General features: G+C 71.8%; 8 protein-coding genes and 1 tRNA gene. 7 read left to right on the forward strand and 2 right to left on the reverse strand.

Translation table 11 applies throughout. The features are described 5' to 3' along the window. Window positions 1-49: 49 nt before the first annotated feature. Window positions 50-3727: an ATP-binding protein gene (locus Sp245p_RS02385; RefSeq protein WP_109138339.1), complete on the reverse strand. Its 3678-nt coding sequence runs from the start codon at window positions 3725-3727 to the stop codon at window positions 50-52. Between the two features lie 215 nt (window positions 3728-3942). Here Sp245p_RS02385 and Sp245p_RS02390 point away from each other — a divergent pair, with 215 nt between their 5' ends. From Sp245p_RS02390 to Sp245p_RS02410, 5 genes are all read left to right on the forward strand, one after another. After that, window positions 3943-4992 (forward strand): amino acid ABC transporter substrate-binding protein, encoded by a 1050-nt coding sequence (locus Sp245p_RS02390; protein ID WP_014238653.1) that lies wholly within the window; start codon window positions 3943-3945, stop codon window positions 4990-4992. 211 nt (window positions 4993-5203) lie between these two features. After that, window positions 5204-6421: a tryptophan synthase subunit beta gene (gene trpB, locus Sp245p_RS02395; RefSeq protein WP_014238652.1), complete on the forward strand. Its 1218-nt coding sequence runs from the start codon at window positions 5204-5206 to the stop codon at window positions 6419-6421. Beyond that, window positions 6418-7272: a tryptophan synthase subunit alpha gene (trpA, locus tag Sp245p_RS02400; RefSeq protein ID WP_014238651.1), complete on the forward strand. Its 855-nt coding sequence runs from the start codon at window positions 6418-6420 to the stop codon at window positions 7270-7272. Before trpB ends, trpA begins: the two co-directional genes overlap by 4 nt. A 62-nt stretch (window positions 7273-7334) precedes the next feature. Beyond that, window positions 7335-8321, forward strand: a complete 987-nt coding sequence (accD, locus tag Sp245p_RS02405; protein WP_014238650.1) for an acetyl-CoA carboxylase, carboxyltransferase subunit beta — start codon at window positions 7335-7337, stop codon at window positions 8319-8321. Window positions 8322-8328: 7 nt separating this feature from the next. Further along, the gene (locus Sp245p_RS02410) at window positions 8329-9627 is read left to right on the forward strand and encodes a bifunctional folylpolyglutamate synthase/dihydrofolate synthase (protein WP_109138340.1); all 1299 of its coding nucleotides are present in this window, start codon (window positions 8329-8331) and stop codon (window positions 9625-9627) included. Window positions 9628-9652: 25 nt separating this feature from the next. Here Sp245p_RS02410 and Sp245p_RS02415 read toward each other — a convergent pair whose 3' ends face one another. Further along, window positions 9653-11344: a hypothetical protein gene (locus tag Sp245p_RS02415; RefSeq protein WP_014238648.1), complete on the reverse strand. Its 1692-nt coding sequence runs from the start codon at window positions 11342-11344 to the stop codon at window positions 9653-9655. Between the two features lie 175 nt (window positions 11345-11519). Between Sp245p_RS02415 and Sp245p_RS02420 the strand changes: the two genes are divergently transcribed. Further along, window positions 11520-11596 (forward strand) — tRNA-Arg (locus tag Sp245p_RS02420). Between the two features lie 60 nt (window positions 11597-11656). After that, window positions 11657-12385: an SDR family NAD(P)-dependent oxidoreductase gene (locus Sp245p_RS02425; RefSeq protein WP_014238647.1), complete on the forward strand. Its 729-nt coding sequence runs from the start codon at window positions 11657-11659 to the stop codon at window positions 12383-12385. Window positions 12386-12563 lie beyond the last annotated feature (178 nt).

Raw genomic sequence — 12563 nt, forward strand, 5'->3', positions numbered from 1 at the left:
CGGGCCGGCGGTGGTGCCACTTTCGGGGTGGTGCGGCTCTTTCTCCCGGTTAAACCGCTTCTCCGATCCGCAGGGCGCGGATCGCCGCTTCGACCGCCGGGTAGGCGGCGCGCACCGCCGCCAGGGCCTGTTCGGCTCCGTCCGGGTCGCCGCGATGGGCGGCGAGTTCCAGGGCGGACGCGGCGCGGCCCAGCCGGTTGGCCCCCGCCGTGCGCGCCGCGCCGGCCAGCGTGTGGGCGGTGCCGCGGACGGCCTCCAGGTCGCACCGTTGCAGGGCGACGGTGGCCTCGTCCAGCAGCGGGCGGGTGGTTTCCAGGAAGAAATCCAGCATGTCCAGCGACGCCGCGTCGAAACCGCCGAAGGTGGTGCGGACATGGTCGAGGTCCAGCGTCTGCTCGGCCGTCGCGGCGGGTTCCGCCGCGGGCGGCTCGTCGGGGGGGGCGGCGCTGCCCTCGCCCAGCGCCCGGTTCAGGGCGGTGGCGAGCTGCTTCAGGGTCACCGGCTTGGCGATGTAGTCGTCCATCCCCGCGGCGGTGCAGCGCTCCATCTCGCCGGCCAGGGCGTTGGCGGTCATGGCGATGATGGCGGTGCGCCGGCGGGAACCGGCCACCGAACCGGCCACCGGACCAGATGCCGATTCGGTGTCGGGGGCCGCCGCCTCGGCGCTGCGGATCTGGCGCGACAGTTCGTAGCCGTCCATGCGCGGCATGTGGCAGTCGGTGATCAGCAGCCGGTAGGGCCGTGCCCGCCAGGCGGTCAGCGCCTCCAGCCCATCGCCGCTCAGATCGGCCTCGAAGCCGAGCTGGCGGAGCTGGCGCAGGATCACCTGCTGGTTCGTCGGATGGTCCTCCGCCACCAGGATCATCGGCGGGGCCGCGGTCGGAATGAGGGCGGCCGTCTCGAAGGCCGCCTTGTCGAGGGCCGCCGGACCGCCATTCGTCGCGGCAAGCGGGGAATCGGCCTGGCGGTCCGGGGGAACGGCGCGCCCGGCGAGGGCGGCCAGACGGCGGAACAGGGCGTCGCGGCGGATCGGGCGGCCGAGATGGTCGTGGCGCGGCGGCTGTCCGGCGGATGGGGCGCCGTCCCCGCCGGTTTCCGGCGGGCAGTCGCCGGCCTGCTCCCGCCCGTCCACCAGATGCAGCGTGGGCGGCGGGCGGACTCCGGCGGCGGCGATACGGGCCAGCACCGCCGGCGCCGACAGCCGCGGGTTGGGCGCGCCGGGCGCGTCGTCGGGATGATGCTCCAGCAGGCCATCGGAGAGCAGCAGCAGATCGGCGTCGGCCATCGTCAGCAGTTCCACCGCCTCGTCCGCCGTCGTGGCGTCGGCGACGGCGGCGCGTTTGTCCTCCAGCGCGCGGATCAGAACGGCGCGCTGCACCGGGTCCGGCTCGGCCACGATGATCGACAGGCCAGTCAGGTCGGTGTCGTCGCCGGGCACCGTACGCGGGTCCCCCGGGGCCAGATCGACCGTGAACCAGAAGGTGGCGCCGCAGCCCGGCGCCGACTCCACACCGATGCGCCCGCCCATCATCTCCACCAGACGGGCGCAGATGGCCAGCCCCAGCCCGGTGCCGCCGAAGCGGCGGGTGGTCGAGCTGTCGGCCTGGCTGAAGGGCTGGAACAGGCGGGCCTGGCCGGCGCTGCTGATCCCGATGCCGGTGTCCTCGACCGAGAAGCGCAGGCGCAGCCGGTCCGACCCGGCGTCGGACGGCTCCAGCCGGGTGCGCAGGACGACCCGGCCGGCGTCGGTGAACTTGATGGCGTTGCCCGTCAGGTTGAACAGGATCTGGCGCAGCCGTCCGGGATCGCCGCGCACCGCCGCGGGCACCTTGCGGTCGAGGTCGCAGACGAGAAGCAGCGCCTTCTGGTGGGCCTGCGGGGCCAGCAGCTCCGCCACCCCCTCCACCAGTTCGCGCGGGTCGAGGTCCATCTCGTCGAGATCGAGCTTGCCCGCCTCGATCTTGGACAGGTCCAGGATGTCGTCGATGATCCGCAGAAGCGCCGTCGCGCTGTCGCGCACGGTGGTGACGAGTTCGGTCTGCTCCGCGTCCAGCTGGGTCAGGGCGATCAGCTCCAGCATGCCCAGCACGCCGTTCATCGGGGTGCGGATCTCGTGGCTCATGGTCGCCAGGAATTCCGACTTGGAGCGGGCGGCGACCTCCGCCTGGTCCTTGGCGTGGCGCAGATCCTCCTCGGCGCGCTTGCGGCCGGTGATGTCGTAGCTCCAGGCGAGGATCGCCGGCTCCCCCTCGAACTCCGTGCGCTGCAGCGTCTGCAGTGCCCAGACGCGGCTGCCGTCGGGCCGGTCCACCGCCACCTCGACGTCGCGGGCAACCAGCCCGGGGCCGTCCTGCGGAAGGGCGCGCCCCTGCAGGGTGGCGCCGGGCAGGGCCAGCGCGTGGCGGCGCCCGACGAAGGCGTCCAGCGGCAGCCCGGCCAGCTCCGCCGCGCGGGCGTTGGCGAAGGCCACGGAGCCGTCAGGCCGCCCGATGGACACGCCGACCGGGCTCTGCTCCAGGATCGCGCGCAGGCGGCGCTCGCTGTCCGACAGGGCGTGCTCGCGCGAGCGGATGGTGGCGACGAAATAGTTCAGGGCGCGCGCCATGTCGGCGATCTCGTCCTGCCCGTGGGTGGGGATGGCGACGGACCGCCCGGCTGCCGACGCGGCCATGGCCGTCTGCAGGCCGCGCAGCCGCCGCACCACGTTGCGGTGGATGTAGAGGAAGATGCCGAGAGCCCCGAGGATGGAGACCACGGCCATCGCCAGGATGGCGTTCTTGCCGTCGCGGATCACCCGCTCGAACTCGCCGGAGCGGGCGGCGATGTCCTGCTCGATGGCCAGGAAATGGTCGGACACCGCGCCGACCAGCCGGTCGGAGACGTTCTGGTTGCGCGCGATGGAGCCCTTGATGGCGCGGGCCAGCCCGATTTCCGTCAGCCGGCTGTTGAACAGGTTGTGTTCCCCGAGCCCCAGCGCCTCCAGCTCCCGGTACAGCGGCTCCAGGTCGAAGGCGGCGCCGGAGGGCAGGGCGGCCACGACCTCCGCTGCGCGGTCCATCGCGGCGCGGTAGTCCTGCCGCAACCGGTCCACCCGCGCCTCGTGGTCGGCGCGGGAGGCGGCGAGCATCAGCAGGACGGCGTGCTGCGCCTCCGCCGTCCACAGGTCGATCCGCCGTTCGACGCCCCGGGCCTCCTCCCACTCCTCCAGGGTGCGGGGGGTGGTGGCCTTGTCCCGCAGCGCTTCCTCGGCGTTGCGGATGCGTTCGGCCAGATGCATCAGGCGGCCGACCAGCCCGCCCGTCTCCGCGGCGGCGGCGAGCTGGCGCTCCACCTGGGTGTTCAGGGTCATCAGGTTGGCGATCAGCTCGTTCTTGCGGCGCTGCAACTCGGCCACGTCGGCCATGTCGGCGCCGCGGTCGCGCAGCCGGGTCATCAGGTCTTCCAGCAGGGCGACCTGATCGCTCAGCCGGGCCATCACCGATTCGCGCACCGACTGGCTCTGCACCGCCACCAGGGCCGGGGCGTTGGCGGCCAGCGTGCCGCTCTGCTGGGCCAGCTGCGAGGCGTTGACGAGGCCCGGCACCTTGGCCGTGGCGATCTGCTCGAACCCCTCATGGAAGCGGCCGAAGAGGGAGACGGCGACCACGCCGGTGGCGGCGGTCAGGCCGGCGATCACGGTCAGACCCGCCAGGATGCGAAACGCCACGCCCAGCCGGGGAAGCCGCATGCCCGTCCCTCGATTCTTGTCGTCCGCTTGAGATAACACGGGCAATCGACCGGGCGCAATTCACACCCCCGCGCCGCAATCGCACGCTGCGCATTCGGGCACGGGGCAAGGGGGCGCCGGGCAAAAGGGCGCCGGGCAAGGGAGCGCCAAGCGGGCTTGACCCGCGCCGGTTGCCGGACCAAAGCTGATCCGTGGGCGGCAAAGAGGGATGGTCGATGGGCTTGGTCCGGTCTTTCGCGCGCGCCGCGGTGGTCGCCGCGGTTCTGGCGGCGGCGGTGTCCGCGCCATCCGGCGGTCCGCGGGCCGAAACCATGGAGGATGTCCGGGAACGCGGGCTGCTGCGCTGCGGCGTCTCGTCTAGCGGAGCCGGTCTGGCGGCGGTGGACGACAGCGGGAACTGGCGCGGCTTCTTCGTGGACATGTGCCGGGCGCTGGCCGCCGCCGTCGCCGGCAAGGCCGACCGGGTGGAGTTCGTCGAGACCAACTCCGAGAACCGCTTCGCCATCCTGCGCAACGGCGAGGTGGACGTGGTGATGGAGGGGACCACCTGGACCCTTCAGCGCGACGCCACCTTCGGCATCGATTTCCCGGCGGTCTACCTGTTCGACGGCCAGGGATTCATCGCGCACCGCGCCCATGGCGTGGCCCGCCTGTCCGATCTGCCGCCCGGCGCTTCCGTCTGCGTGATCGAGCAGACCACCACCCTGCGCAACCTGGAGGACTGGATGGCCCGCACCGGCGTGCGCTTCCGCTTGAAGCGGGTGCGCTCGACCGAGGGGGCGCTGTCGGCCTTCTTCAACCACCACTGCGACCTCTACACCAGCGACCGCATCGGCCTGCACGCCCAGCGCCTGCTGAAGGCCCCCGAGCGCGACGACTACGTCATCCTGCCGGAGGCGATCTCCAAGGAACCGCTGGGCCCGATGGTCCGCCCGGACGAGCGGCGGTGGTTCGACATCGTGCGCTGGGTGTTCCTGGCCACCGTCCTGGCCGAGGAGAAGGGGATCACCGCCGCCAACGCGCCGCGCCTGAAGGAGGAGGCCCAGGACCCGGAGGTGCGCCGCCTCCTCGGGGCCACCACCGGGGTCGGCTGGGGGCTGGGGCTCGACGACGACTGGGCCTTCCGCGTGATCACGCAGGTCGGCAATTACGGCGAGATCTTCGACCGCCATCTGGGCGCCGCCTCGCCGCTGGGCATCGACCGCGGGATGAACGGGCTGTGGATGAACGGCGGCCTGCATTACGCCCCGCCGCTGGGCGGATGACGGCGGGTGAGGGCGGGCCTGAGGGTGGCGGCGCTCCGCCATGCCGCTCGACCGGCCATGCCGCATTGCCGGATTGCCTTTGCCCCGGCTTTTCCCATGTTGTGGGCATGTTCGGCGAAAGGTTCGGCGAACGCTTCAAATCCGGGCGAACCGCCGCTATGGTGGCGCCTTCCGGGCGCCGCGCGGCCCGCTTCAGGCAGTTTCCCAGGCCATGACCAGACCCAACACCTACCGTTCCGGTCCCGACGAGCGCGGGCATTTCGGCATCTATGGCGGACGCTTCGTCGCCGAGACGCTGATGCCCCTGATCCTTGAGGTTGAGAAAGCCTACCGCGAGGCCCGGGCCGATCCCGCCTTCGAGGGCGCGATCCGCGAGCAGCTCAAGCAGTATGTCGGCCGCCCGAACCCGCTCTACTACGCCGAACGCCTGACGGAGAAGCTCGGCGGCGCGAAGATCTACTTCAAGCGCGAGGAGCTGAACCACACCGGCGCGCACAAGATCAACAACTGCATCGGCCAGATCCTGCTCGCCCGCCGCATGGGCAAGAAGCGGATCATCGCCGAGACGGGCGCCGGCCAGCACGGTGTGGCGACCGCCACGGTCTGCGCGCTGTTCGACATGCCCTGCGTCATCTACATGGGCGAGACCGACATCGCCCGCCAGCAGCCCAACGTCTTCCGCATGAAGCTGCTGGGGGCGGAGGTGGTTCCGGTGACCTCCGGCGCGCGGACGCTGAAGGACGCGATGAACGAGGCGCTGCGCGACTGGGTCACCAACGTCGCCGACACCTACTACCTGATCGGCACCGCCGCCGGCCCGCACCCGTACCCCGCCATGGTCCGCGACTTCCAGTCGGTGATCGGCGACGAGGTGCGCGTGCAGATGCAGGAGCTGGAGGGCCGCCTGCCCGACAGCCTCGTCGCCTGCGTCGGCGGCGGCTCCAACGCCATCGGCCTGTTCCATCCCTTCCTCGACGATCCGTCGGTGCAGATGGTCGCGGTCGAGGCCGCCGGCCACGGCATCGACAAGGGGCCGCTGGCCCACGCCGCCTCGATCACCGGCGGGCGCCCCGGCGTCCTGCACGGCAACCGTACCTACCTGCTCCAGGACGAGGACGGGCAGATCCTGGAGGGCCACTCCATCTCCGCCGGCCTCGACTATCCGGGCGTCGGGCCGGAGCATTCCTGGCTGCACGACATCGGGCGCGTCGAGTATGTCTCGGCCACCGACCAGGAGACGCTGGACGCCTTCCAGCTCTGCGCCCGCACCGAGGGCATCATCCCCGCGCTGGAATCGGCGCACGCGCTGGCGGAGATCGTGAAGCGCGCCCCGAAACTGCCCAAGGACCACCTGATGGTGCTCTGCCTGTCGGGCCGCGGCGACAAGGACATCTTCTCCGTCGCCCAGCATCTGGGAGTGAAGCTGTGAGCGCCCTCAACGACAAGGCCGTTGACAATGGCCGCATCGCCCGGCGGTTCGCCGCGCTGAAGGCGGAGGGCCGCGCCGGCCTCGTCACCTTCATCACCGCCGGCGACCCGGACCTGGAGACCTGCCGCGCCGTCCTGCACGGCCTGCCCGCGGCGGGCGCCGACCTGATCGAGCTGGGGCTGCCCTTCTCCGACCCGATGGCCGACGGCCCGGCGATCCAGGCGGCCAGCCTGCGCGCGCTCCACGCCGGGACGACGGCGCGCAAGACGCTGGACCTCGTGCGCGGCTTCCGCGAAACGGACGCCGACACGCCGGTGATCCTGATGGGCTATTACAACCCGATCCACGCCTATGGGGTGGACCGCTTCCTGGCCGACGCCATCGAGGCCGGGGTGGACGGGCTGATCGTCGTCGACCTGCCGCCCGAAGAGGACGAGGAGCTGTGCATCCCGGCGCTGAAGGCCGGGGTGAACTTCATCCGCTTGGCGACGCCGACCACCGACGACAAGCGCCTGCCGGCGGTTCTCCAGAACACCTCGGGCTTCGTCTATTACGTGTCGATCGCCGGCATCACCGGTGCTGCCAGCGCCGACAACGCGGCGGTGGGCGCCGCGGTGGAACGTCTGAAGCGCCACACCGACCTGCCGGTGGCGGTCGGCTTCGGCATCAAGACGCCGGAGCAGGCGGCCGATGTCGCCCGCGTCGCCGACGCGGCGGTGGTCGGCTCGGCCATCGTCACGCGGCTGGCCGGCGGCCTGGACGGGGGCGGCAAGGCCCCTTCGGGTCTGGCCGAGGATGTGCTGGGCTTCGTCCGGGAACTGGCCGACGGCGTGCGCGGCGCGCGCGGTTGAGTGCGCCGGCCTAGATCGCCGGGCTGCGAGCGCCGGCTGAGCGGGATATCAGGAAGAATTCGATGAACTGGCTTACCAACTACGTCCGCCCCAAGATCCGCGCCCTCTATGCCCGCAAGGAGGTTCCCGACAACCTCTGGCACAAGTGCCCGAGCTGCGAGGCGATGCTCTTCCACCGCGATCTGGAGGAGAACCTCAACGTCTGCCAGCATTGCGGCTTCCACATGCGGCTGGACCCGATCAAGCGGCTGGCCTCGATGTTCGACGAGGGCGACTACCAGTCGGTGGAACTGCCGAAGTCGGTGGTCGATCCGCTGAAGTTCCGCGACCAGAAGCGCTACACCGACCGCCTGAAGGAAGCCCAGACCAAGACGGGCCGGCATGACGCCATCGTCGTCGGCTCCGGCCTGATCGGCGGGCAGCCGGCGGTCGTCGCGGCCTTCGATTTCGGCTTCATGGGCGGCTCGATGGGCATCGCGGTGGGCGAGGGCATCCTGGCCGCCGCCCGCACCGCCATCGCCCAGAAGGCGGCGCTGATCGTCGTCCCGGCCTCGGGCGGGGCGCGCATGCAGGAAGGCATCCTGTCGCTGATGCAGATGCCGCGCACCACCATCGCGGTGGAGATGGTCAAGGAAGCCGGCCTGCCCTACATCGTGGTGCTGACCGACCCGACGACCGGCGGCGTGACCGCCTCCTTCGCGATGATCGGCGATATCCACATCGCCGAGAAGGGTGCGCAGATCGGCTTCGCCGGTGCCCGCGTGATCGAGAGCACGATCCGCGAGACCCTGCCGGAGGGCTTCCAGCGCTCCGAGTATCTCCAGGAGCACGGCATGGTGGACATGGTCGTCCATCGCCGCGACCTGCGCCCGACCCTGTCGCGCGTCCTGACCCTGCTGATGCAGCCGGTCCTGGCCGTGGCGACGGAGGCGCTGCCGGCCGCGCCGGCCGCCGTCCAGACGGAGGAGCCGCGCAACCAGGCCGAGGCCGCCGACGAGACGCCGGCCCAGGCGGGCGCCGAGAGGACCGGCTCCGAGCAGCCGGCCTGATCCCGCCATGCCGCTCGCTGAGTCGCTCGCCGATCCGGTTCTCGACCGGCTGAAGGGGCTGCACCCCAAGGTCATCGACCTGTCGCTGGACCGCGTGCACCGGCTGCTCGCCGCGCTGGGCCATCCGGAGCGGCGCCTGCCGCCGGTGGTCCATGTGGCGGGCACCAACGGCAAGGGCTCCACGCTCGCCTTCCTGCGGGCGATGCTGGAGGCCGCGGGGCTGCGGGTGCATGTCTACACCTCGCCCCACCTCGTGCGCTTCCACGAGCGCATCCGGCTGGCCGGCACGCTGATCGACGACGACCGGCTGGCCGCCCTGCTGGAGGAGTGCGAGGCCGCCAACGGCGGCGGGCCGATCACCTTCTTCGAGGTGACGACGGTCGCCGCCTTGCTCGCCTTCGCGCGGGAGCCGGCGGACGTGGTCCTCTTGGAAACCGGGCTGGGCGGGCGGCTGGACGCCACCAACGTGGTGGACCGCCCGGCGGTCACCGCCATCACGCGCATCTCCTACGATCACCGCCAGTTCCTCGGCGACACGCTGGAGGCCATCGCGGGCGAGAAGGCCGGCATCTTCAAGCCGGGAGTCCCCGCGGTGATCTACCCGCAGCCCGTGGAGGAGGCCGCCCGCACCCTGGCCATCCGGGCCGAGACGGTGGGCGCGCCGGTTCCCGGCTGGTCGGTCACCCCGACTGAGGGCGGTTTCCGCTTCGAAAGCGCCCGCCGCCGCATCGAGCTGCCGCTGCCGGGGCTGGCCGGGGCGCACCAGATCGTCAACGCCGGGGTGGCGCTGGCCTGCCTGGACCATCTGCCGGTCAAGGTCGACGACGCGGCGGTGCGCCGCGGCCTCGCCGCCGTGGAGTGGCCCGCCCGCCTGCAACGGCTGACCCGCGGCCCGCTGGCCGAGGCCCTGCCCGCCGGCTGGGACCTGTGGCTGGATGGCGGCCACAACGATTCGGCGGGCGAGGTCCTGGCGATCCAGGCCGCGCGCTGGGCGGAGGAGGAGCCGAAACGGCCGCTGCTGCTGGTCTACGGCATGCTGGCGAGCAAGGAGCCGCGGGAATTCCTGGGCCCGCTGGCGCCCTTCGTCACCGCCGCCCGCACCGTCGCCATCCCCGGCGAGGAGGCATCGCTGCCGGCGGAGGACACCGCCGCGGCCACCCGCGCCTGCGGCATCGCCGACAGCGCGGCGGCGGCGGATGTCGGCGGTGCCTTGGACGATCTGAAGGGACGGGTTGAAGGGCCCGCCCGCGTGCTGATCTGCGGCTCGCTCTATCTGGCGGGCACGGTCCTGGCGGAAAACGGCTGATTTGATGGGACGGGCAAGCGGGGCCTCAGCGCCCCTGCTTGCCGTCCAGTTCCAGCATGTTGCGCAGCGCGGCGAGGGTCTTGCCGAGCGTGCCCGAATCGTCCTTGGCGGTTTTCTTTCCGGACTCGTTGCCTTCCGCCCGCCTGATGGCGTCGGGCTTGGGCTTTTCCGGCGCGTTCACGGGGACCGGCTCAACGAGGTCCAGAGGCTCGTCGGCATCGTCCGCTTCCGCTTCCGGCTCCGCCGCGCGGCGCGGCAGCGGCTTGAAGCCGGGCAAGGCGTCCGCGTCGGAGCGGGTGGGCGCTTCGCTTTTCCAGGCCGGGTGGGGCGGGTCGTCCAGATCGCTTTCCGCCTCGACGAGCGCGCGCAGGGCGCGCAACGCCTCTTCCATCTCCTGTTCCTGGGCGGACTTGCGCAGCACGGGGGCGCCGTCCTCGTCCGGTTCGTCGTTCCTATCCGCGTCCTTGCAGTCCCAGAAGGCGTCGTCGGCGCCGGCTTTCCGATCCTCCGCGTCCTCCTCCAGGTCGTCGTCCTCAACATCGACATCGTCGGTCGGCTTGCGCGACCGGCCGAACAGCGGAGTCACCACGCCGCCGTCGCGGTCGTCCGTGCTTTTGTCCTCGTCCTCGTCGCGGTCGGCGGCGGCCTTCTGGACCATGCTGCGCAGGGCGGCGATGGTACGGTCCAGCGGTTCGCTGCCGGTGGGCGCGGGGTCGCGCTCCCGGGGGCGCTCCCATGGCGGGGGGGGCTTGTCCGGATCGCGGATGGCGAAGCCCAGGATGTCCTCGTTGGACGGTTCCGCCTCGTCGGAGTTGTCGTCGGAGTCGTCTTCGCCCGGCTGATCGATAGCGTCGTTGATCGAAAAGGCCGGCGGCGGGGGAGGCGACGGAGACGCAGCCTCCTCCGCGCGGTTGCCGTCGCCACGGCCGTCCAGGATGCTGCGCAGCGCCGCGATGGTGCGGTCGAAGGAGCGGGAGGCGTCGTCGTCCGGATCGTCGGCAACCGTCGGGTGGCTCGACCGGGTGGGCGGTGCCGGCGGGGCCACAGCCTCGACCCGGTCCGCTTCGTCGTCCCCGCCGTCATCCTGATCGGCGTCCCGGTCCAGAAGAGTCCAGCGGCGCGGGCTCCAGTCCTCGTCGTCGTCGAAATCCGTCCCGCCGTCGTTCCGCTCCGCGTCGTCCACCGGGTCATCGTCATGGCCGGCGAGATCGGCGAGCGACACCGGCTCCCACAGCGGGCGACGGCCCGATTCGGGAGCGGCGGCGCCGTCCGCGGCCAGCCGCTCCAGCTCCAGTTCCAGATCCAAGTCCGGATCCAGCGCGGCGGGTTCGACCCGGACGGTCGAGGATGGAGGGGCGGGCGCCAGCATGGCCGGGGCCGAGTCCTCCCCGTCCGGCTCGTCCATCGCGTCGCCGCGGGTCCGCACCGCGTCGAGCAGCCCTTGCAGGGCGGCCAGCGGCCCGGCGAAGGACGGGGCGTCCTCCTCCATGGTCATCGCCGTCACCGGCGTCGCGAAGGGCGGAGGTGCCGGGCGGCTTTCGGTGTCGCGGGAATTGCAGCGCGAGCAGCGGTAATGGGGGGCGATGGACAGGACCGGGTAGTTGGGTCCGAAGCGCCGGTTCATGTCCGCGCGCGGCAACACGCCCTCGTGGCCGCAGGCGCGGCAACGGACGTGCACATCGACCTCGATGTCGCGCAGGTAAAGCATGCGTGCCATGGGCGCAGTATACGCAGCGGCGTGCCCAAGCCCAGCGGATTCGCCGCCCGTGCCGCGTGCCGCGCCGGTGCCGGCGGTGACCTTTTCGGTCGGCCGTGCCGATGGGCCATCCCGGCGGGCCGTCCCGAGACGGATGGTTGGCAAGTCGTGGCGGAGCCGCTATGTTCAGCGCCGTGGCCCCGTAGCTCATCTGGATAGAGCGACGGTTTCCTAAACCGTAGGCAGCTGGTTCGAGTCCAGCCGGGGTCACCACCTCATTTCCGCGACCAAGTCCGTCGTCCGCCAGCCGGCCACCTGCCGAAGGGCTTTCCTATGACCGCATCCCTGTTGCAGGACGCCGTTCTCGTCACCGGCGCGGGCCGCCGCGTCGGTTTGCATCTGGCCGAGCGGATGATGGCGCTGGGGCACCCCGTCATCGCCCATTACCGCACGCCCACCGACGGTGTGGAACGGCTGCGCGCCGCCGGGGCGGTCTGTCTGCAAGGCGATCTGGCCGATCCGGACGGCGGGCCGCGGCTGGCCGAGGCGGTGCGGGCCGTGGCGGGAAGCCTGCGGGCGGTGATCCACAACGCCTCGGCCTTCGAGGTGACGGCGCCGGACACCGCGGACGCGCTGCGGCAGCTCGACGTCTTCCACGCCGTTCATGTGCGCGCGCCCTTCGCGCTGAACCGCGAACTGGCGCCGCTGCTGGACGCTTGCTCGGCGCGGCGGGCCGACATCGTCCACATCACCGACATCTACGCCGACAACCCCAACCCGGCCTTCGACGCCTATTGCGCCAGCAAGGCCGGGCTCCAAAACCTCGCGCTGTCCTTCGCCAAGCGGCTGGCGCCCAAGGTGAAGGTCAACGTCGTCCAGCCGGGGCCGATCCTGTTCAAGGAGTGGCACGGCCCAGAGGCGCGGGCGCGTGTGCTGTCAGAGACGCTGCTCGGCGAAGAGGGCGGGGTGGAGGCCATCGGCATGGCGGTGGAGGCCATCCTCCGCAACCACTATCAGACCGGCGCCGTCGTCGCGGTGGACGGTGGCCGGCGTCTCGCCTAACCGGGGCGAGCCGACGCGGCAACCTGGCAGGGCGGCGGCGCACAGATCGCCCTGCGGTGGCGGAACGGGGCGCCCGGCGAGCAGAGCGGCGATCTCCGCGAAGGGGGCGGCCAGATAGGCGTCCGGGCGCAGGGCCGTCAAGCTGTCCACCGGGAAGGAGCGGTTCACCCGTCCGATG

It is taken from the genome of Azospirillum baldaniorum (assembly GCF_003119195.2).
GTDB classification, from domain to species: domain Bacteria; phylum Pseudomonadota; class Alphaproteobacteria; order Azospirillales; family Azospirillaceae; genus Azospirillum; species Azospirillum baldaniorum.